The 20,879-nt window shown below is 74.9% G+C and carries 19 protein-coding genes and 1 tRNA gene; 7 read left to right on the top strand and 13 right to left on the bottom strand.

Annotated elements, in window-relative coordinates:
- Positions 1–237 precede the first annotated feature (237 nt).
- Complete coding sequence (locus A2U95_RS13305; protein WP_166025162.1) at positions 238–660, top strand: SsgA family sporulation/cell division regulator; 423 nt, start codon at positions 238–240, stop codon at positions 658–660.
- A gap of 13 nt (positions 661–673) precedes the next feature.
- Here the strand turns inward: A2U95_RS13305 and A2U95_RS13300 are convergent, their stop codons facing one another.
- Positions 674–2,044 (bottom strand): FAD-binding oxidoreductase, encoded by a 1,371-nt coding sequence (locus A2U95_RS13300; protein WP_166022322.1) that lies wholly within the window; start codon positions 2,042–2,044, stop codon positions 674–676.
- A gap of 331 nt (positions 2,045–2,375) precedes the next feature.
- On the opposite strand from A2U95_RS13300, the gene A2U95_RS32675 reads away from it, so the two are divergent.
- On the top strand, positions 2,376–2,903 hold the full coding sequence (locus tag A2U95_RS32675) for an RDD family protein (protein ID WP_338104461.1): 528 nt from the start codon (positions 2,376–2,378) through the stop codon (positions 2,901–2,903).
- Between the two features lie 59 nt (positions 2,904–2,962).
- Here the strand turns inward: A2U95_RS32675 and hppD are convergent, their stop codons facing one another.
- Positions 2,963–4,108: a 4-hydroxyphenylpyruvate dioxygenase gene (hppD, locus tag A2U95_RS13290; RefSeq protein WP_166022320.1), complete on the bottom strand. Its 1,146-nt coding sequence runs from the start codon at positions 4,106–4,108 to the stop codon at positions 2,963–2,965.
- Between the two features lie 124 nt (positions 4,109–4,232).
- Between hppD and A2U95_RS13285 the strand changes: the two genes are divergently transcribed.
- Complete coding sequence (locus tag A2U95_RS13285; protein ID WP_166022319.1) at positions 4,233–4,739, top strand: Lrp/AsnC family transcriptional regulator; 507 nt, start codon at positions 4,233–4,235, stop codon at positions 4,737–4,739.
- A gap of 43 nt (positions 4,740–4,782) precedes the next feature.
- On the opposite strand, the gene A2U95_RS13280 is transcribed toward A2U95_RS13285, so the two are convergent.
- A complete protein-coding gene (locus A2U95_RS13280; protein WP_166022318.1) occupies positions 4,783–5,559 on the bottom strand; it encodes a S16 family serine protease in 777 nt (258 codons plus the stop codon).
- A gap of 517 nt (positions 5,560–6,076) precedes the next feature.
- Between A2U95_RS13280 and A2U95_RS13275 the strand changes: the two genes are divergently transcribed.
- Entirely contained in the window at positions 6,077–6,712 is a 636-nt protein-coding gene (locus tag A2U95_RS13275; protein WP_151775123.1) for an IclR family transcriptional regulator, read from the top strand.
- A gap of 35 nt (positions 6,713–6,747) precedes the next feature.
- Here the strand turns inward: A2U95_RS13275 and A2U95_RS13270 are convergent, their stop codons facing one another.
- Together A2U95_RS13270 and A2U95_RS13265 are read right to left on the bottom strand one after the other, a co-directional pair.
- The gene (locus A2U95_RS13270) at positions 6,748–8,553 is read right to left on the bottom strand and encodes a DEAD/DEAH box helicase (RefSeq protein WP_166022317.1); all 1,806 of its coding nucleotides are present in this window, start codon (positions 8,551–8,553) and stop codon (positions 6,748–6,750) included.
- A gap of 110 nt (positions 8,554–8,663) precedes the next feature.
- Complete coding sequence (locus A2U95_RS13265) at positions 8,664–9,047, bottom strand: type II toxin-antitoxin system death-on-curing family toxin (protein ID WP_166022316.1); 384 nt, start codon at positions 9,045–9,047, stop codon at positions 8,664–8,666.
- Between the two features lie 32 nt (positions 9,048–9,079).
- Here A2U95_RS13265 and A2U95_RS13260 point away from each other — a divergent pair, with 32 nt between their 5' ends.
- A complete protein-coding gene (locus tag A2U95_RS13260; RefSeq protein WP_166022315.1) occupies positions 9,080–9,658 on the top strand; it encodes a hypothetical protein in 579 nt (192 codons plus the stop codon).
- A 112-nt stretch (positions 9,659–9,770) separates the two neighbouring features.
- Here the strand turns inward: A2U95_RS13260 and A2U95_RS13255 are convergent, their stop codons facing one another.
- Entirely contained in the window at positions 9,771–11,213 is a 1,443-nt protein-coding gene (locus tag A2U95_RS13255; protein WP_166022314.1) for an MFS transporter, read from the bottom strand.
- Positions 11,214–11,372: 159 nt separating this feature from the next.
- Between A2U95_RS13255 and A2U95_RS13250 the strand changes: the two genes are divergently transcribed.
- Positions 11,373–11,447, top strand: a tRNA-Cys gene (locus A2U95_RS13250).
- Positions 11,448–11,549: 102 nt separating this feature from the next.
- Here A2U95_RS13250 and A2U95_RS13245 read toward each other — a convergent pair.
- From A2U95_RS13245 to A2U95_RS13215, 7 genes are all read right to left on the bottom strand, one after another.
- Positions 11,550–11,762 carry a hypothetical protein gene (locus A2U95_RS13245; RefSeq protein WP_166022313.1) on the bottom strand — a complete coding sequence of 71 codons (213 nt, stop codon included), beginning with the start codon at positions 11,760–11,762 and terminating at the stop codon, positions 11,550–11,552.
- Positions 11,763–11,850: 88 nt separating this feature from the next.
- Entirely contained in the window at positions 11,851–14,139 is a 2,289-nt protein-coding gene (locus A2U95_RS13240; protein WP_166022312.1) for a xanthine dehydrogenase family protein molybdopterin-binding subunit, read from the bottom strand.
- Entirely contained in the window at positions 14,136–15,503 is a 1,368-nt protein-coding gene (locus A2U95_RS13235; protein WP_166022311.1) for a 2Fe-2S iron-sulfur cluster-binding protein, read from the bottom strand. The genes A2U95_RS13240 and A2U95_RS13235 overlap by 4 nt, the downstream gene beginning before the upstream one ends.
- Complete coding sequence (locus tag A2U95_RS13230) at positions 15,500–16,411, bottom strand: FAD binding domain-containing protein (RefSeq protein WP_240957307.1); 912 nt, start codon at positions 16,409–16,411, stop codon at positions 15,500–15,502. Before A2U95_RS13230 ends, A2U95_RS13235 begins: the two co-directional genes overlap by 4 nt.
- A 238-nt stretch (positions 16,412–16,649) precedes the next feature.
- Positions 16,650–18,284 (bottom strand): beta-N-acetylhexosaminidase, encoded by a 1,635-nt coding sequence (locus A2U95_RS13225; RefSeq protein WP_420856991.1) that lies wholly within the window; start codon positions 18,282–18,284, stop codon positions 16,650–16,652.
- A gap of 13 nt (positions 18,285–18,297) precedes the next feature.
- Positions 18,298–18,591, bottom strand: a complete 294-nt coding sequence (locus A2U95_RS13220) for a DUF3039 domain-containing protein (protein WP_151775131.1) — start codon at positions 18,589–18,591, stop codon at positions 18,298–18,300.
- A 61-nt stretch (positions 18,592–18,652) separates the two neighbouring features.
- Positions 18,653–19,213 carry a YqgE/AlgH family protein gene (locus A2U95_RS13215; protein WP_166022310.1) on the bottom strand — a complete coding sequence of 187 codons (561 nt, stop codon included), beginning with the start codon at positions 19,211–19,213 and terminating at the stop codon, positions 18,653–18,655.
- Between the two features lie 256 nt (positions 19,214–19,469).
- On the opposite strand from A2U95_RS13215, the gene murA reads away from it, so the two are divergent.
- Positions 19,470–20,810, top strand: a complete 1,341-nt coding sequence (murA, locus tag A2U95_RS13210) for a UDP-N-acetylglucosamine 1-carboxyvinyltransferase (protein WP_166022309.1) — start codon at positions 19,470–19,472, stop codon at positions 20,808–20,810.
- The last annotated feature ends 69 nt before the right edge of the window (positions 20,811–20,879 follow it).

Below are 20,879 nucleotides of genomic sequence, written 5' to 3'. Positions count from 1 at the left end.
GGGATTCGAATCGGGGTTACCCACACATACCAGAACGGCGCACCCGGCACCGCCCGTCCGGCCGTACGGGCCCCGAACGGGTTGATCTCCGCTGCGGGTTCACCCGGATCGGTGGTCCCTTGGGAGGTGAAGGAGGCGCGGCGCGGGCGCGGGGGAAAGTGTCCGCGAGTCGCGTAATGCCCGGGGCGCACGGCCCTCTCCTTCCACAGGGACGCACCGTCGTCGGGAGAGGAGCCCATCATGCGCACCGTGGTGGAACGAGAGCTGACCATGAAGATGATCATGTCGTGGGACCGGTACGCGCCGGTCGTCGCCCGGCTGCGGTACGCCACCGACGACCCGTTCGCCGTGCACGTCGCCTTCCACTCCGGCGCCGAGCGGCCGGTGCACTGGTCGTTCGCCCGCGACCTGCTGCTGGAGGGCCGGTTCCGGCCGTGCGGGCAGGGTGACGTCCGGGTGTGGCCGGGGCGCGGCGTGGAGGGGGGCGCCCCGGTGGTGCTGCTGGCGCTCTCCTCGCCGTGCGGCGACGCGCTGCTGGAGACCCCGGCGGAGGAGGTGTCCGGCTGGCTGGCGCACACCCTGCGGGCGGTGCCCCGGGGGCGGGAGGGCGAGCTGCTCGACCTGGACGGCCCGCTGGCCGAGCTGCTCGCCCTGGAGTGAGCCCGGGGCACGTTCAGAACAGCTTCCCGGGGTTGAGCAGCCCGTGCGGGTCGAAGGCGTCCTTGACGGCCCGCTGGAGTTCCATGCCGACCGGGCCCGCCTCGCGGGCCAGCCACTCCTTCTTGAGCACGCCGACGCCGTGCTCACCGGTGATGGTCCCGCCGAGCTCCAGCCCCAGCGCCATGATCTCGTCGAACGACTCCCGGGCGCGCCGCGACTCCTCGGGGTCGGCGGCGTCGAAGCAGACGGTGGGGTGCGTGTTGCCGTCGCCCGCGTGGGCGCAGACGCCGATGGTGAGCCGGAACTTGGAGGCGATGCGCTCGACGCCCTCCAGCATCTCGGCGAGCCGGGAGCGGGGCACGCACACGTCGTCGATCATCGTGGTGCCCTTCACCGCCTCCAGCGCGATCAGGCTCGACCGCCGTGCCTGCAGCAGCAGTTCGGACTCGGCCGGGGTCTCGGCGGGCACCACCCGGGTGGCGCCGGCGGTCTCGCACAGGGCGCCCACGGCGGCCAGGTCGGCGGACGGGTCGCCGGTGTCGAAGGCGGCGAGCAGCAGCGCCCCGGTCTCCTCCGGGAGCCCCATCCTGGTCAGGTCGTTGACCGCCTTGAGCGTGGTGCGGTCCATCAGCTCCAGCAGCGAGGGGACGTGTCCGCCCTCCATGATCCGGCAGACGGCGTCGCAGGCGGCCGCCGCGGAGGCGAACTCGGCGGCCAGCACCAGCTGCCGCGGCGGCTTGGGCCTGAGCGCCAGGACCGCCCGGACGACCACGCCCAGCGTCCCCTCGGAGCCGACGAAGAGACGGGTCAGGTCGTAGCCGGCGACGCCCTTGGCGGTGCGGCGTCCGGTGGTCAGCAGGCGGCCGTCGGCGAGCACGACCTCGAGCCCGAGGACGTACTCCGCGGTCACCCCGTACTTGACGCAGCACAGGCCGCCGGAGGCGGTGCCGATGTTGCCGCCGATGGTGCACATCTCCCAGCTGGAGGGATCCGGCGGGTAGCACAGGCCCTGCTCCCCGACCGCGCGGGAGAGGTCGGCGTTGATCACGCCGGGCTCGACGACCGCGTACCGGTCGACCGCGTTGATCTCCAGGATGCGGTCCATCCTGATCAGGGAGAGCACGATGCACCCGTCGGTGGCGTTGGCCGCTCCGGAGAGTCCGGACCGGGCGCCCTGCGGCACCACCGGGACGCGCAGTTCGGTGGCGGTGCGCATCACGTGCTGGACCTGTCCGGTGGTGCGCGGCAGGACCACGACGGCGGGGGTGCCGGCCGGGCAGAAGCTCGCCATGTCGTTGGCGTAGGAGGCGGTGACGTCGGGGTCGGTCAGGACGGCGTCCTCGGGGAGGCCGTCCAGGAGTCGGGTGATCAGGTCACGGCTCATGGGGCCAGGGTGGCAGCGGGCGCACGGCGGGGGAACCCTCGCGCGGCCGACGCGCGGACGGAGGCGGCCGAGACGCGCCCGGGCCCCGGCCGGCGCCCGGGCGGGGCCGTGGCCGACGCCCGGCGGCGGACGGGGGCGGGCCGTTCGGCGCCCGGTCCCGATGCCCGCTCCGGCGCCGTACCCGGCCGCGGCCGCCCCGTGGCCGCATCAGGCCGGGCATCCGGCGGACCCGTCGGCCGCCGCGGCCGGGCAGCGGCAGCCCGCCCCGGCGCCCGTTCCGGCTCCTGCTCCCGCTCCGGTGCCCGCCCCGGCCCCGGCCCCGTGGAAGCCGGTGACGGAGGACCCGTTCACCGCGGCCGCCCGGCGTCAGGCGTCGGCCCGTCCGGCGGCGCTGGGCCGGCGGATCGCGGCGCGGCTGATCGACGCCCTGCTGGTCGGGGCGGTCACCTCGGTGGCGGCGGTTCCGCTGGGCATGCGGGCGTGGGAACACGTCGAGGAGAAGATGGAGGCCGCCCGGCTCTCCGGGGAGAAGGTCACCGTCTGGCTGGTGGACGGCACCACCGGGGTCCACCTGGCCGTCGTGCTCGGCGTGCTGCTGATCGCGGGCGTGCTGCTGGAGGTGCTGCCGACGTCGCGGACCGGACGGACGCCGGGCAAGAAGGCGCTCGGCCTCCAGGTCCGCGACATCGAGGGCCACGAACCGCCGTCGTTCGGCGGCTCGCTGCTGCGGTGGGCGGTGGGGACGCTGCCGACGCTGCTGGTGATCGGGGTGATCGGCCACCTCTGGGCGCTGGTCGACCGCCCCTGGCGGCAGGCGTGGCACGACAAGGCGGCGCACACCTTCGTCGCCGGGGACTGACGCCGAAGGGGCGCCCCGCCGTCCTGGCGGAGCGCCCCTCCGGTTCGGCGCCGTCGGCGTCAGAGGTTGCCGCGGCGGGCCTGCTCGCGCTCGATGGCCTCGAAGAGCGCCTTGAAGTTGCCCTTGCCGAAGCCCATGGAGCCGTGCCGCTCGATCATCTCGAAGAAGACCGTCGGCCTGTCCTGGACCGGCTTGGTGAAGATCTGCAGCAGGTAGCCGTCCTCGTCGCGGTCCACCAGGATCTTCAGCTCGCGCAGGGTCTCCACCGGGACCCGGGTCTCCCCGGCCCACTCGCCGAGGGTGTCGTAGTACGAGTCCGGGGTGTCGAGGAACTCGACGCCCGCCGCCCGCATCGTCCGCACGGTGCGGACGATGTCGTTGGTGTTGAGCGCGATGTGCTGCACGCCCGGGCCGCCGTAGAACTCGAGGTACTCGTCGATCTGCGACTTCTTCTTCGCGATCGCCGGCTCGTTGATCGGGAACTTGACCTTCAGCGTGCCGTCCGCGACCACCTTGGACATCAGCGCGGAGTACTCGGTGGCGATGTCGTCGCCGATGAACTCCTTCATGTTGGTGAAGCCCATGACCCGGCGGTAGAACTCGGTCCACTCGTCCATCCGGCCGAGCTCCACGTTGCCCACGCAGTGGTCGATCGCCTGGAAGGTGCGCTCCGCCGGCGGCTCCACCATCGGCGCGGCGGCCTGGTAGCCCGGCAGGTACGGCCCGTCGTACCCGCTGCGCTCGACCAGCGTGTGCCGGGTCTCGCCGTAGGTGGCGATGGCGGCGATCACGACGGTGCCGTGCTCGTCCTTCGTCTCGTACGGCTCCGCGACCGAACGGGCGCCGTGCTCGATGGCGTAGGCGTAGGCGGCGCGGGCGTCCGGGACCTCCAGGGCGAGGTCGATGACGCCGTCGCCGTGCTCGGCGACGTGACCGGCGAGGAAGCGGCCCCAGTCGGTGGACGGCTTGATCACCGAGGTGAACACGAACCGCGCGGAGCCGTTCTCCAGGACGTAGCTGGCGGTCTCGCGGGATCCGTTCTCCGGCCCGGCGTAGGCCACCAGGCGCATGCCGAAGGCGGTGGAGTAGTAGTGGGCGGCTTGCTTGGCGTTGCCCACGGCGAAGACGACCGCGTCCATTCCCTTGACCGGGAAGGGGTCGGCCTGCCGGGCGGTGTCAGGAACGTTGTGTGTGGTCTGCGTCATGTGGGCAGGGTCACCCCGAACCGCAAGGTGCGCAATCCATGGCTTTTTCGCTGCGCAGGTTGCACAGTCGTGGAGCCGCCACGGCGGCGGATCTGTACAGGATGACCATCGCTGGGGGCGGCCCATGGGGATCGACAGTCTGGACGGGCGCATCATCGCGCTGCTGGCGAGGGAGCCGAGGCTGGGGGTGCTGGAGATGTCCCGCCGGCTCGGCGTGGCCCGCGGCACGGTGCAGGCGCGGCTGGACCGGCTCCAGGCGCGGGGCGTGATCCGCGGGTTCGGCCCCGACGTGGACCCCGCGGCGCTGGGCTATCCGGTGACCGCGTTCGCCACGCTGCAGATCCGGCAGGGCAGCGGGGCGGCGGTGCGGGCGCACCTGGCCTCCGTCCCGGAGGTCCTGGAGCTCCACACCACCACGGGGAGCGGGGACATGCTGTGCCGGCTGGTCGCCCGCTCCAACGCGGACCTGCAGCGGGTGATCGACCTCGTCGTCGGCTTCGACGGCATCGTCCGCGCGTCGACGGCCATCGTGATGGAGAACGCGGTCCCGCTCCGCGTCATACCGCTGGTGGAGCAGGCGGCGCGGCTCCCGGGCCGGGAGGCCGGGGCGGTGACCGGAGCCACGGCGTAGGGCCGGTCCGGTCCCACGGCCGACCGCGCCGTCCGCGGCGCGGTCAGCAGGAGGGGACGTCGCCCTTGCCGGTGCGCAGGGCCTCCAGGGAGGTGACCGCGCCCCTGAGGGAGGTGACCGGGATCAGGCGGAGGCCCTCGGGAAGCTCGGAGAGGGCGTCGCGGCACTCGGCGCGGGGGACCAGGAACACCGTCGCCCCGTCCCTCGCCGCGGCGCGCGTCTTCAACGCGACGCCCCCCACCGTCCCCACCGCACCCTCGGGCGAGATCGTGCCCGTCCCGGCGACCACCGCGTCCCCCGCCAGGTCCGTGCCCAGCTTCTCGACGATCCCCAGCGAGAACAGCAGCCCCGCGCTCGGCCCGCCCACGTCCGCCAGCCGCAGCGTGACCTTCACCTCCTCCGGGTCGCGCCCCAGGTATCCGAGCGCCGCCTCGGTCGCGTCGTCCTGCGACTGCCGCATCTGCTCGGCGTTGTACCGCTCGATCTCGTCGACGTCGTCCCCGCTCGGGTAGACCGAGTCCGTCGGCATGACCGCCTCGTCGGTCCGGAACCACCCGTCGACCACGTCGGCGAGGCGGACGTCGGCGTCCGGACCGGTCGCCTCGATCGTGGTCATCCGCAGCTGCCCGTCGACCGGCGCCGTGCGGGCGCCCTCGACGGAGATCACCGGCTTGCCGTCCCGCTCGCCGAGGACGTCCGCGGTCATTCCGGGCCGCGCCACCGTGAACGGCAGCGGGGCGAGCGCGGCGACCGCGACCAGTGCGACGACGGGCAGGGCGCAGAGGGCGGCGGCCCGGGGGCGTGAGAGACGAGAGAGCACGGGGTCAATCTAACGGCCCCGTCCGCCCGCCCGCCCGGTGCGGCCGCCTCCCCCGGACGGGCCCCCGCCGGATGCGGGCGCCACGCGGGCGCGGTCGACTCGGGCCATGAGCAGCGAAGCCCCGCCCCCGCCGCCCCCGGACGACGACGACCCGTTCCGCAAGCGCCCGCCGACCGGCGGCGGCGCGGGCGGCGGCGCGGACTCCGCCGGCGGACCGCCGGGCGGCGGCGGCCCGTACGACGCCCCCGGGCGGGGCCGTGGCCGACGCCCGGCGGCGGACGGGGGCGGGCCGTTCGGCGGCGCCACCGGGCCGGGCGGGAGGGCGGTCCGGGCCGCCGCGGTGCCGGTCCGGGCGCGCCTGCCCGGATTCTGGACGGCATCTTCCGCTCAGCGGACCGGTTTCGCTACTCTCGCGCCCACCAACACGGCCCGTGGCAGCGTCGCCCCGGCGCGTGATCCTCACGAATTCCGCCTGCCGGCGCCGGCCGCCGAGCTCACCAACGAAGGAGTGGGCGTCGTGACCGCGGAGACCTCCCAGACCCTGGACCGGGGACTGCGTGTCCTCAAGCTCCTCGCCGACACCGATCACGGCCTGACCGTCACCGAGCTGTCGCAGCGGCTCGGGGTCAACCGGACGGTGGTGTACCGCCTGCTCGCCACGCTGGAGCAGCACTCGCTGATACGCCGCGACCTCGGCGGGCGGGCGCGGGTGGGGCTGGGCGTGCTGCGCCTGGGCCGCCAGGTCCACCCGCTGGTCCGCGAGGCGGCCCTGCCGGCGCTGCGTTCCCTGGCCGAGGACATCGGGGCGACCGCCCACCTCACCCTGGTCGACGGCGCCGAGGCGCTGACGGTCGCGGTGGCGGAGCCCACCTGGACGGACTTCCACGTGGCCCACCGCCCGGGGCACCGGCACCGGCTGGAGCAGGGCGCGGCCGGGCGGGCCATCCTCGCCGCCCGGCGCGAGGCGGACCCCGGGTTCACGCTGGTCCGCGGGGAGGGCGACACCGGGACGTGCGCGGCGGCGGCGCCGCTGCTGGGCGTGACGGGGGTGGAGGGCAGCGTCGGCGTCGTGATGCTCTCCGACGCGGTGCCGGAGCGGGTGGGCCCCCGGGTCGTCGAAGCGGCCCGCGAGGTCGCCGAGGCCCTCGGCTGACCCCTCGCCCCCCGCCGGGCGGGGGCGGGACGAGGTCACCGCATGCGCGTGGCCCACTCCTGGACCTTGGCGATGCGCGCCTGGAGCTGGCCGGCGGTGGCCTCGGCGGCGGGCGGCCCGCCGCAGACGCGCCGCAGCTCGGTGTGGATGACCCCGTGCGGCTTCCCGCTCTGGTGGACGTACGCGCCGACGAGGTTGTTGAGCTGCCGCCGCATCTCCATCATCTCCTTGTGGCTGACCACCGGCCGCCGGTCCGCCGGCAGCTCCAGCAGGTCGGCCTCCTCCGACGGCTTCCTGCGGCTGTGCGCGATCTGCCGCTGCTGGCGCTTCTGGAGCAGCAGCTGGACCTGGTCCGGCTCCAGCAGCCCGGGGATGCCGAGGTAGTCCTGCTCCTCCTCGCTGCCCGGGTGGGCCTGCATCCCGAACTCGGCCCCGTCGTACAGCACGCGGTCGAACACCGCGTCGGACTCCAGCGCCTCGAAGGGCAGCATGTCCTGCTCGCCGGTGTCCTCGTCCTGCTCCTTGTTGGCCTCCGCCATCTCCTTCTCGGACTCGGCGTACGGGTCCTCCTCGCCGTGCTTCTTCGGCCGGTCGAGGGCGTGGTCGCGTTCCACCTCCATCTCGTTGGCGAAGGTGAGCAGGTCGGGCACGGTCGGCAGGAACACCGAGGCGGTCTCGCCGCGACGCCGCGAACGCACGAAACGGCCCACCGCCTGGGCGAAGAACAGCGGCGTGGAGATGGTGGTGGCGTACACGCCGACCGCCAGGCGCGGGACGTCGACGCCCTCGGACACCATGCGGACGGCGACCATCCACCGTTCCTGGCTCTGGCTGAACTCGTCGATCCGCCTGGACGCGCCGGTGTCGTCGGAGAGGACGAGGGTGGCCTTCTCGCCGGTGATGTCGCGGATCAGCTTGGCGTAGGCGCGGGCCGACTCCTGGTCGGTGGCGATCACCAGGGCGCCGGCGTCGGGAATGGCCTTGCGGACCTCGGTGAGCCGCTGGTCGGCGGCGCGCAGCACCGCGGGCATCCACTCGCCCTTGGGGTCCAGCGCGGTCCGCCACGCCTGGCTGACCGCGTCCTTGGTCATCGGCTCGCCGAGCCGCGCGGCGATCTCGTCGCCCGCCTTGGTGCGCCAGCGCATGTTGCCGCTGTACGACAGGAAGATCACCGGACGGACGACGCCGTCGCCGAGGGCGGAGCCGTAGCCGTAGGTGTAGTCGGCGGAGGAGCGGCGGATCCCGTCCTGGCCCTCCTCGTAGGTGACGAACGGGATCGGGTTGGTGTCCGAGCGGAACGGCGTACCGGTCAGCGCGAGCCGCCGGGTGGCCGGCTCGAACGCCTCCAGGCAGGCCTCGCCCCAGGACTTGGAGTCGCCGGCGTGGTGGATCTCGTCCAGGATCACCAGGGTCTTGCGCTGCTCGACGCGGTTGCGGTGCAGCATGGGGCGCACGCCGACACCGGCGTAGGTGACGGCGACGCCGTCGTACTCGCGGCCCAGCGGGCCCGCGCTGTACTCGGGGTCGAGCTTGATGCCTATCCGTGCGGCGGCCTCCGCCCACTGCTTCTTCAGGTGCTCGGTGGGCGCCACCACGGTGACCTGCTGGACCACGTGGTGGTGCAGCAGCCAGGACGCCAGGGTGAGGGCGAAGGTCGTCTTGCCGGCGCCGGGGGTGGCCACCGCGAGGAAGTCGCGGGGCTGCTCCTCGATGTACTTCTGCAGAGCCCCCTGCTGCCAGGCGCGCAGCTTGCCGGCGGTGCCCCAGGGGGCTCGGCCGGGGAAGGCGGGCGACAGGTGCGTGGAGGGGGCGGGGACGCTGTATCCGGCGGAAGTAGTCACGGTCTCCGGTTCGCAGGATCGGTTGCGCGAGGACGACCGAGCAACCTTATCGGTGGCCCGGCCGCCGCCCCGCCGCTACCACACCGCGCCCGCCCCCGATGGGACCGACCTCACACCGCGCCCTGCAGCTCGCGCAGCCGCGAGGCGATCACGTCGACGTCGCCGGTCACGCCGGAGGCCACCTCGACGACCAGCGCGTACGCGGCGTCCTGGTCGACGTGGAACATCGGCACGCCGTTGAGGTGCAGGAACACGGCGGTGGCCATCCACGCCTGGCGCTTGTTGCCGTCGACCAGGGGGTGGTTGCGCGCCAGTCCGTGCAGCAGCGCGGCGGCCTTCTCCCAGAGCTCCGGGTACGCCTCCGTCCCGAACATCCGCGACCGGGGCCGCTGCACGGCGGAGGCGAGCAGGTTGCCGTCCCGGACGGCGATCTCCTGGCCTCCGCAGCCGAGCGCGGCGAGCGCCAGGACGTCCTCGGTGGTGAGGTGCCTCATCGTCACTCCCCCAGCCTGCGCAGCAGCTCCGCGTGGGCCTCGGCGTACGCCGCCCCCGCCTGCCGGACCTGCCGCTGGTCGCCGGCCCGCACAACCTGCCGCCGATCACCAGCCCCCGGGACGCCGCGCGGATGCCCGCGATGGCCGCTTTCTCGGCCCTGGCACACGCCCGGGACCCGGACATCGACGCCATACTGGACGCACTCGTCCGAGGCCTGCAGTCCCATGACGAGGCCGAGGCCGTCTTCTTCAACGACTTCTTGGACGTCACCCTGGGGAACACTCCCGCAGGAGACAAGTGGAGGGAACTCATGGGCTTCGTCACCTACTTCCCCGGCCGCGGCACCGTCCGTGAGACGGCCTACCTGGAAGGCCGGGCGGAAGGACAGGCCGAGGGGCAGGCGGAAGGACAGGCCCGGATGATCCTGCGGCTGCTCGATCAGCGGATGCTGCAGATCCGGCCCGAGACACGGGAACGGATCGTCTCCTGCACCGACCTCGACACCCTCACCCGCTGGTTCGACCGGGCCGTCACCGCCTCCTCGGAGGACGACCTCTTCACCGGGGACGGGAGCGAGGCCGAGGGCGGGCCGCAGGGCTCGGACCGCTGATCACGCCCTGGCCCGGCGGCCTGAACCCGGCGCCCTGATCCCGGCGCCCTGAACCCGGCGCCCGGGCCAGGGCCGCCGGGAGGCGGACCGCCCGGAGTCCGGCCGCCTGCCCTCAGGCCCGCAGGCGGCGGGTGACCTGGATGCCGCCGAGGGCGAGGAGGGCGGCGATGGCGAAGACGGCGGCGAAGGCGGCCGGGTGGGAACCGCCGGACGCGGCGGCGGCGTGGGCGACCGTGCCGCCGCCGAGGGTGGCGAAGGCGGCGCCCGCCACGGCGAGGAGGAGGGCGTTGGCCAGGCCGTCCGAGATCTGCAGCGCGGCCGAGTTGGCGCCGGCCTCGTGCGGCGGGGACAGCTTCAGCAGCAGGACGCTGGTGGAGGCGATGACCAGGCCCATGCCGAAGCAGCCGAACGCCCACACCACGGCCACCGTCCACACCGGCACGGTCTCGACCAGCACCGCGGGGACGCCCGCGATGGCGAGGACCACCAGCGTCATGCCGAAGGTGACCAGCCGCTCCCGGTGCCGCTCGAAGCGGGGACGGGACTGCACCCAGGATCCGGCGGCCCAGGTGAGGCCGCCCGCCGCCAAGGAGTACCCGGCCCAGGTGGGCGAAAGGCCCCGCTCGGTGACCAGCATCAGCGGGATGAACGATTCGGCCCCGATGAACGCGCCGGAGGCCACACCGCGCAGCAGCACCACGGAGGGCAGGCCGCGCGCCGAGCGCCAGGTGCCCGGCGGGAGCAGGCCGAGGACCGCCGGGACCAGCAGGGCGAGGCCCAGGGCGGCGGGGACGACCGAGAGCCAGCGCAGGTCCTGCGCGGCGTACTGGAAGAGGCCCGCGCCGAGCGAGACGGCCAGGGCGAGGCGGATGCGGCGCGGGTCGGCGGCCCGGGAGGCGCCCTCCTCGGTCGGGCCCGAGGCGCGCCGGCGGATCTCCGGCAGCGCCAGGGCCAGCGGGAGGAGCACGATCACCGGGATGCCGAGGAACACCCAGCGCCAGCCGAGCTGTTCGGTGACGGTGCCGGAGACCAGCGGCCCGACCACCGAGGGCACCACCCAACTCGCCGCGAACGCGGCCATGATGGAGGGCCGCAGCCGCTCCGGGTAGGCCCGGCCGATCACCACGTAGAGCGCGACGATCACCAGTCCGCCGCCGAGACCCTGCACCGCCCGGCCGAGCACGAACACCCACATCGTCCCGGCCAGCCCGGACACCACGAGGCCCGCGCCGAAGGAGAGGATGCCGAGGGTCACCGGGCCGAGCGGGCCCCGGCGGTCGGCCCACTGCCCCGCCACCACCATGCCGAAGAGGCTGGTGGTGAAGAACGCGGAGAACGCGAAGGCGTAGGACGCCACGCCGTTCAGCTCGCGGGCGGCGACCGGCATCGCGGTGCCGACGGCGGTGGCCTCGAAGGCGATCAGCAGGACGACGGAGACGATGCCGATGCTGAGCGCGCGGTGGGAGCGGCCGAGGACCGACTCCTCGGGGCGGGTGTCGAGCGGGTCCGGGGCGACGTCGGCGTCGCGCGAGGAGTCGAGGGGGCGGCTGGTCATGCCGCAAGCGTAAGGGGCGAGTCCGACGGTGGCTCCTGTCCTCCTCCGGCTTCCCGTCCTCCCCGTTCGTGTACGGAACATGGCAGTCGTGTTGCGGCCGCGCCCGATCCCTTGAGGCCCGTCGCCCGGGGCCCGTAGCGTCATGGACGTCGCCACCAGGACCGCGTGCCCGAGTGGCTCAGGGACTGGACTGCAAATCCAGGCACGCGGGTTCGAATCCCGCCGCGGTCTCCACCGCGCCGCGCCCCGCCGGACCTGAATCCGGCGGGGCGCGGCGTCGTTCACGCCACCGGTCCACCGGGTCACCGGGTCACCGGGCCCTGCCACGCCGCCCCGTCAGGAGAACCGGGGGCGGCGGCTTCCGGGGAAGCGGGCCGGATCGTGCCCGCCTCCGGGCCACCAGCTGTCCGGACACCGCGCGTTGCCGTCACCGTCCACCAGGACGCCCACCACGTGCGCCTCCCGCAGGAGACCCGACCCGCACCACCGGCAGACTCCCGCGAACACCCGGCAGGGCAACGGCCGGTCGTGAGGCTTACGCTTCGCCACCCGGCGAGTGTGCCCGGCCCCGAACCCGGCGGGCAAGCGCGTTCTCCTCCGCCCGCCCGCCCGCCCGCCCGCCCGGCGGGCGCGGCCGTCACTGCCCGGTGACGACCGCGGCCTGGGGGCGGATGGGGAGGCGGTTGACGAGGCGGCCCGTGGCGGCGCGCACGGCCGAGGCGATGGCGGCGGGGGCGGTGACCACGGGGACCGTCGAGACGGACTTGGCGCCGAACGGGGCCACCACGTCACGCTCCTCGACCAGCCGGACCACCCGCACGTCCGGCGCGTCCAGCGCCGTCGGCAGCGCGTACCCCGCGAGGTCCGGGTGACGGACCACGCCCCGCTGCGTGCGGAGGTTCTCCGTGAGGGCGATGCCCACCCCCTGGGTGAGGCCCGACTCGATGCGCGCCCGCAGCTGCGCCGGGTTCAGCACCCGCCCCACGTCCTGCGCGACCGCCAGCTCGACCACCCGCACCGCGCCGATCTCCACGTCCACGTCGACCACCGCCCGCACCGCGCAGAACGCGAGCCCGACGTAGGCGTCGCCCTGCCCGTCCGCGTCCAGCGGCTCGGTCGGGTGGGGGCGGCACTGGGCGGTGGCCCAGAGCTCCTTGCCGGCCAGCGCCTCGACCACCGTGGTCGACAGCACCCCGTCGTACGAGGTGATCTTCCCCTCGGCGATCTGCAGCAGTTCGGTGGACATGCCGAACTTGTGGGCCAGCGGCTGCAGCAGCTGGGTGCGGACCATCTTCGCGGCCCGCTCCACCGCGCCCGCCGAGACCCAGGTGTGCCGGCCGCGGCTGCCCGCGCCGGCGGGCGGCTGGTCGGTGTCCACGGGGGCGACGACCACGTCCTCGACGCCCAGGACCTCCTGCACGATCTGCCGGGCGAGCGTGGCGAATCCCTGACCGGACTCGACCGCCGCGCACAGCACCGTGCCGACGCCGTCCTTCACCTTCACCGTCGCGGTGGCGACCTCGTCGGAGCCCTCCGCGCCCAGCAGGTGCACCATGCCGATGCCGTAGCCGACGCCGCGCCGCACCGCCGACGGGTCGCCGGGCCCCTCCGGGCCGCCGGGCAGCAGCCACTCCTCGACCGGGGTGTCCTTGGGCAGCTCCGGCATCGGCGCCTCGCGCACCGCGGCCAGCAGTTCGGCGACCGGGGCCGGGCAGGTGACGGACTGTCCGGTGGGCAGCACGTCGCCGGTGGCCAGCACGTTGCGGGCCCGCAGCTCGGCCGGGTCGAGGTCCAGCTTCCGGGCCAGCTTGTCCATCTGCGCCTCGTACGCGGCGCACACCTGCAGGGCGCCCTCGCCGCGCACGTACCCGGACGGCGGGTTGTTGGTGCGCACCGCCCAGCCCTCGACGAACGCGTGGGGCACCACGTACGGGCCGCAGGCGAAGGAGACCGCGGCGGCCAGCGCCTCCGCGGAGGAGTCCGCGTAGGCGCCGCCGTCCAGCAGGATCTGCGCCTCCACCTTCACCAGCCGCCCCTGCGCGTCGGCGTGGTGCCGGTAGCGCAGCAGCGTCGGGTGGCGGTGGGTGTGGCCCATGAAGGAGTCCTCGCGGCTCACCGCCAGCTTCACCGGGCAGCCGGTGCGCAGCGCCAGCAGTCCCAGCGGCAGCAGGAAGGCGGGGTCCTCGCGGTCGGCGTCCGCGCCGGGCACGCCGGTGACGACGACCCGGACCCGCTCCGGCTCCAGCCCGTAGCAGGCGGCGGCCGCGTCGCGGTGGGCGTGCGGGTCGGTGGAGCCGACGTAGAACTCGACGCCGCCGTCCGGCCGGGGCACGGCCAGCCCGGCCTCCGCGCCGACCGGGGCCGGGTCCTGGCGTCCGATCCGGTAGGTGCCCTCGACCACGATCTCGCCGGCCGCCTCCGGGTCGCCGTGGCGCAGCGGGATGTGCCGGATCAGGTTGCCGTCGGGGTGCAGCGGCTCGGCCTCGAAGGCGGACTCGGGGTCGGTGACCGGGTCGAGGACCTCGTACTCGACGATCACCGCGGCGGCGGCCATCCGCGCGGTGTCGGGGTGGTCGGCGGCGACCGCGGCGATCGGCTCGCCGTGGTGGCGCACGACCTCGGAGGCGAACACCGGCCGGTCGGCCCTGCCCCGCCCGTACAGCGCCTCGCCGGGCACGTCCTCGGCGGTGATCACGGCGTGCACGCCGGGCATCTCGCGGGCGTGCGTGGTGTCCACGGAGAGGATCCGCGCGCGCGGGTGCGGCGAGCGGAGCACGGCGGCCCACAGCAGGCCCTCGGCCCACAGGTCGGCGGCGTAGGCGAAGGTGCCGGCGATCTTGGCGTCGACGTCGTCGCGCGGGACGGACGCGCCGATGCCGTGGAGGGGACCGGTCCCGTCGGCGGCGGTGACGGTGTCGATGCTCACGCGTGGCCTCCGTCCTCGGCGTCGTCGGCGTATTCGGTGTCCGGGGCGTCCCCGGCGTCACGAGGGGGCGGCCCGTCGTCCTGTTCGGCCTCCGCCTGGCGGGCGCGGCGCTCGGCCACGACCTCGGCCACGGCGTCCAGCACGCCGCCGTAGCCGGAACAGCGGCACAGGTTGCCGCTGAGCGCGGTGCGGGCGTCCAGGCGGCTCGGCGCGGGGTTGCGCTCCAGCAGGTCGTGCACGGTCATCGCCATGCCGGGGATGCAGAAACCGCACTGCACCGCGCCGCAGCGGGCCAGCGCGCGCTGCACGTCGGAGGGCTGTCCGGTCCCGTCCGGCAGGCCCTCGACCGTGCGCACCTCGCTGCCGGCCGTGGTCACGGCGGGCACCAGGCAGGAGGCGACCAGCCGGCCGTCCACCTGCACGTTGCAGGCGCCGCACTCGCCCTGCGAGCAGCCGTCCTTGGCGCCGGCCAGGCCGAGCCGCTCGCGCAGCACGTACAGCAGCGACTCGCCGAGCCACGCGTCGGCGACGGGGCGGTCCACGCCGTTGACCCGGAGCACGTACGAGGCGAGGGGGCGGTCGTCCTGGAGGGGCGCGTGGAGCGACGGCTCCTCACCGGCGTCCTCCCCGGACTCCCCGGGCTCCCCGGGCTGCCCGGTCTCCTCGAACCCGGGCCCGCCGGGCTCCTCGGCGTCCCCCGGCCCTCCGGCCCCCTCGGCCGGCCCTGCCGGTTCGGGCGCCGGGACCGCCGCGGGCGCCCCGGCCGCGGTGTCCGCGGCCTCGTGCGGGGCGTCGCCGGGGACGTCATGCCCGCCCTCGGGCGACGGCGCCTCCGCCGCCGGGACCGCGTCCACGGTGTCCCCGCCGCCGGCCTCCGGCCGCGGTTCCACCGGGTCGGCGGGCCCGTGCTGCTGCGGGACCCAGGCCTGGGCGTGGTCGGACTCCCAGGCGCCGGTGGTGTGGCCGGTGTGGGCGGAGTCCCACTGGGCGGTGTCGTACGGGCTCTCCCCCTGGCCCCACTGGGAGCCGGCGTCCGGGTAGCCCGCGGCGTCGGACCACTGGCCGGCGCCCTCCTGGCCGGGCGGGCCGGCCGGGGGCGCGGCGGGGGCGTCCGGCTGGTGCCAGGCGGCGGGCGTTGGGGGTGCCGCGGGGTCCGCGGTCTCCGCGGCGTGCGGGACCGCCGTTATGCGCGGCGGCACGAAGCCGTGGCCGGGCGCGGCGAGCAGGGCGTCGATGCCGCCCTCGGGCAGTTCCACGAAGGCGGTGGCGCCGTCGTCGTACTCCCCCTGGGGCAGCGGGTCCCAGCGGCTCGGGCCGCCCGGGGCCCCGTTCCCCTCGTGCCCCTCGTGCTGTTCGTCGGTCACGACAGAGCCCTCCCCAGTGCTCGTCGGGCCAGCGCGGCGACGGTGCGCCGCAGGTGCTGGACGGCGGGCGGCAGCTTCTGCACGGAGCCGTCCGCGGCGGGGGCCGGGTCGGGGATGCAGGCGGCTGCCACGTAGTCGCCGAAGGCGGTGACGGCGTCCGGGACCAGGGCCCGGCTGTTGTCCCAGTCGATCAGGCCGGCGATCCACTGCTCGGCCTCCAGCGGCCGCAGCGGCATCGGGGCGACCGCGCCGACCGCGCAGCGCACCGCGCGGCGGCCGGGGTCGAGGACCAGGGCGACCGAGGCGGTGGCCCTGCCGGGGCCGGTGCGGCCGGTCGCCTTCAGGAACACCTGCGGGGCGTGCAGCAGCGGGACCCGGACGTAGCCGATCAGTTCGCCGCCGCGCAGCATCTCCACGCCGGCGAGCAGGTGCGAGACGGGCACCTCGCGGCGGGCGCCGCCGGGACCGGCCACGATCACCGTGGCCTCCAGCGCGGCCAGCACCGGCAGGGAGTCGCCGGTGGGCGCCGCGGAGGCGATGTTGCCGCCGAGGGTGCCGGCGTTGCGGATCTGCGGCGGGCCCGCGGTGCGGGCGGCGGCCGCGAGACCGGGGATCAGCGCGGCGAAGTCGGGGCGGCCCATGCGGGCGTGGGTGAGGCCGGCGCCGAGCAGGGCGTGGCCGTCCTGGTACTGCCAGCCGCGGATCTCGGCGATCCGGCCGAGGCCGACGAGCGCGGAGGGACGGAGGCGACCGGAGTTGACGGCGGCCATCAGGTCGGTGCCGCCGGCGACCGGGACGGCGGTGGGCGTGGCGGCGAGCGCGTCCACGGCCTCGTCCAGTGACGCGGGCAGGGCCACCGCCTGCGGCGCGTGTGGCGCGTGCGGCACGTGCGGTGTGTGCGTGGTCAAACCGGCTTGCCCCTTCCCGCTTCCCCCGGCCTGGAACCGCCTTGTGCCTGTTCCACGGCGTCGTGACCGTACGGTACGTGCTGACAGGGCGGACGTGGCAACTCTGGCACATCATCATCGCCGCCTGTCGCTGCCCCCCGCCCCCGCGGGCCGCCGCTTCCGTCCCCCGGGACCGCCGGACCGCCCACGGGTGACGGACGCGGACGAAAGGGGCGCGGCCGCCCGCCCGGCCCGGGGTTCACGGGCCCGGCAGGGGGCGGCCCACCAGGCCGGGGCGTCGCTGCCAGGGGTGCGGTCCGGCCGGAGGGCGGTACTCGACGCCGAGGGCGCCGAGGCGGGGGAGGTGGGCGCGGAGGCGGGCGGGGAAGTCCTGGCGCCCGGTGGACCAGGCGACCTCGGCGAACGCCGCGAGGCGGGGGAAGAGCTGGTAGTCGGCGCGACGCGCGTCCTCCACGACCTCGGTCCAGAGGTTGGCCTGGACACCGAGCACCCGGTCGCGGTGCGCGTCCAGCTCCGCCGGCACCGGCTCGAAGCCGTGCACGTCCTCCACCGTGCGGACGAAGCCGAGCGGCACCGGCTCCCCGTCCCCCGCCGCCTGCCGGTGGTCGAGGTACACGTGCTGCTCGGGGCAGACGACGACCTCGTGGCCCGCCCTCGCCGCCGCGACGCCCCCCTCGTAGCCGCGCCAGGAGGACACCACCGTCCCCTCCGGCAGCGGCCGTCCTCCGTCGAGGACCTCGTCCCAGCCGACCATCCGCCGCCCCCGCCCGGCGAGCCACCGCGCGAAGTGGGCCGTGAACCAGGCCTGGAGCCCGTCCTCGTCGCCGGCGCCCAACTCCCGGATCCGCGCCTGCGCGGTCGCCGAGGCCCGCCACTCCTCCTTGGGGCACTCGTCCCCGCCCATGTGCACGAAGGGCGACGGGAAGATCTCCAGGACCTCCTCCAGCACCTCCTCGTAGAAGCGCACCACCCGCTCGGTGGGGGCGAGGACGTGCGGGCTGACGCCCCACGTGTCCCAGACGCCGAGCGCGGCGGTGTCGACCACGTCGGCGTTCCCCAGCTCGGGGTAGGCGGCGATCGCGGCCTGGGAGTGGCCGGGGATGTCGATCTCGGGCACGACGGTGACGTGCCGCGCCGCCGCGTAGGCGACGATCTCCCGCAGGTCGTCCTGCGTGTAGAAGCCTCCGTGCGGCCGCTCGTCCCACAGCGGCGAGGCCCGGTGGCCCAGCTTGGTGCGCGGACGCCACGCGCCCACCTCGGTGAGCCGCGGGTGGCGGCGGACCTCGATCCGCCAGCCCTGGTCGTCGGTGAGGTGGAGGTGGAGGACGTTCAGCTTGTGAGCGGCCATCAGGTCGACGACGCGCAGCACGCCGTCCTTGGGCATGAAGTGCCGCGCCACGTCGAGCAGCAGCCCGCGCCAGCGGAAGCGCGGGGCGTCCTCGATCCGCACCGCGGGCACGACGGCGGCCGCCGGCCGGACCGGCGCGCGGCGGAAGGCGTCGGGTCCGAGCAGCTGACGGAGCGTCTGCGCGCCCCAGAAGACGCCCGCCGGCCCGCCGCCGCGGATCTCCACCCCGGTGACCGGGTCCGCGCTCAGCCGGTGGGCCTCGGGCGCCAGGGCGTCGTCGAGCAGCAGACGCACGCCGCACGCCTGCGGCCCGCCCCCGGCGGGACCGGGCGCGAGCGGCAGCGCGTACACGGCGCCCAGGACGGAACGCAGCCAGTGGGCGACGCCCTCCGTGCCGGGCGCCGCCCACAAGGCGGTGCGTTCGTCGAGCGCGAAGCCACGCCCGCCGCGGAACTCCGCGGAGCGGGGCAGTGGCAGGAGACCGGGACCGTCGCCGGGGCGGGGCCCGGCGTCACCGCTGCTCACCTGGCGGGCCGGACTACTTGCCGCCCTTGCCGCCCTTGCCGCCCTGGTCGTCGCCGCCGGCGCCCATGGACTCGTAGATCTCCTTGCACATCGGGCACACCGGGTACTTCTTCGGGTCACGGCCCGGCACCCAGACCTTGCCGCAGAGCGCCACGACGGGCGTGCCGTCCAGCGCGCTCGCCATGATCTTGTCCTTCTGGACGTAGTGGGCGAAGCGCTCGTGGTCGCCGTCGCCGTGCGACGTCTTCGGGGTCGGTTCGACCAGCGTGCCGGTGCCGGTGCCGCGCTCGGGCTCGAGAGTGCTCATGGGTGCCAAGAGTACCGGGACGCCCGCCCGTGACGGCAGGGCCGGACGCCGCCGCCCGGCGTCAGTTCAGGGTCGGGTCGTCCGGATAGGTCGCGATCATCGCCAGTTCGCCGCGCTGGCGGCGCAGCACGTCCCGCCACAGCCGCCCGGGGGCGGGCGAGGAGACGTCGCCCGGCTCGGACTCCACGACGTACCAGGCGCCGTCGGCGAGTTCGTCCTCGAGCTGGCCCGGCCCCCACCCCGCGTACCCGGCGAAGATCCGCAGCGAGCCCAGTGCCGCGCCCAGCAGCCCGGGCGGGGCCTCGAGGTCGACCAGGCCGATGGCGCCGTGCACCCGGCGCCAGCCCACCGGGCCGGCGCCGCCGGGCACCACGGCGACGCCCAGCGCGGAGTCGGGCGAGACCGGACCGCCCTGGAAGACGACGCCCGGCTCGCCCGTCCAGTCCGCCCAGTCGTCCAGGATGTCGGCCACCCCGACCGGCGTGGGCCGGTTGAGGACGACCCCCAGCGATCCCTGGCCGTCGTGGTCGAGCACCAGCACCACGGCCCGGGCGAAGTGGGGGTCCGCCAGCGCCGGCGTGGCCACGAGCAGCCGCCCTGTGAGCGAGGACACCTCGGTCATGTCCGCCATGATTCCGCATCCGGCGGTGGCGAGGAGCCCCGATGCGGGTACCAGGGTGAACGTCCCCCGGCCGGTGACACCCCGTACGCGCCCCGCTCCACCCTGTTCACCTCGGCGATCACCCAAGGGGGGCCTGCGGACCGCCGCCACCCGCGGACTTCTCCCAAGGCGGCGGTCGGCCATTACGCTAGCTCTCCGGACGCGCCCCAGAAACGGCCATCCGGCTCACTGCCCATCCGATCGGAACGCGAGATTCATGACCGTCAACGACGATGTCCTGCTTGTCCACGGCGGAACCCCGCTCGAGGGCGAGATCCGTGTCCGCGGTGCGAAGAACCTCGTACCGAAGGCCATGGTCGCCGCCCTCCTCGGTTCCGGACCGAGCCGGCTGCGCAACGTCCCCGACATCCGCGACGTCCGTGTCGTGCGGGGCCTGCTGCAGCTGCACGGCGTCACGGTCCGCCCAGGCGAGGAACCGGGCGAGCTGGTCATGGACCCGTCGCACGTGGAGAGCGCGAACGTCGCCGACATCGACGCGCACGCCGGCTCCTCCCGGATCCCGATCCTGCTCTGCGGCCCGCTGCTGCACCGCCTCGGCCACGCCTTCATCCCGGGCCTGGGCGGCTGCGACATCGGCGGCCGGCCGATCGACTTCCACTTCGAGGTGCTGCGGCAGTTCGGCGCGCGCATCGAGAAGCGCGCGGACGGCCAGTACCTGGAGGCCCCGCAGCGGCTGCGCGGCACCAAGATCAAGCTGCCCTACCCGTCGGTGGGCGCCACCGAGCAGGTGCTGCTGACGGCCGTGCTGGCCGAGGGTGTGACGGAACTCTCCAACGCGGCGGTCGAGCCGGAGATCGAGGACCTCATCTGCGTGCTGCAGAAGATGGGCGCGATCATCGCCATGGACACCGACCGGACCATCCGGATCACCGGTGTCGACAAGCTCAACGGCTACACGCACCGCGCCCTGCCGGACCGCCTGGAGGCGGCGTCCTGGGCCTCCGCGGCGCTGGCCACGCGCGGCAACATCTACGTCCGCGGCGCGCAGCAGCGGTCGATGATGACCTTCCTCAACACCTACCGCAAGGTCGGCGGCGCCTTCGAGATCGACGACGAGGGCATCCGCTTCTGGCACCCCGGCGGCGAGCTGAAGTCGATCGCGCTGGAGACGGACGTCCACCCCGGTTTCCAGACCGACTGGCAGCAGCCGCTGGTCGTCGCCCTGACGCAGGCGACCGGCCTGTCGATCATCCACGAGACGGTGTACGAGTCGCGGCTCGGCTTCACGTCGGCGCTCAACCAGATGGGCGCGCACATCCAGCTCTACCGGGAGTGCCTGGGCGGCTCGCACTGCCGGTTCGGGCAGCGCAACTTCCTGCACTCCGCGGTGGTGTCCGGTCCCACGCGGCTGCAGGGCGCGGACCTGGTCATCCCCGACCTGCGGGGCGGGTTCTCGTACCTGATCGCGGCGCTGGCGGCGGAGGGCACCTCCAAGGTCCACGGGATCGAGCTCATCAACCGCGGCTACGAGAACTTCATGGACAAGCTCGTCGACCTCGGCGCGAAGGTGGAGCTCCCGGGCAAGCCCCTCGGCTGACCCGCCCCTCCCCCTCGCGCGTGAGGCCCGGCCCCCGGCCGGGCCTCACGCGCGTCCGGGGGCCGGGCC

This window comes from Streptomyces chilikensis, assembly GCF_001642695.1.
GTDB lineage: Bacteria > Actinomycetota > Actinomycetes > Streptomycetales > Streptomycetaceae > Streptomyces > Streptomyces chilikensis.
This window is presented reverse-complemented; position numbering and strand designations above follow the sequence as displayed.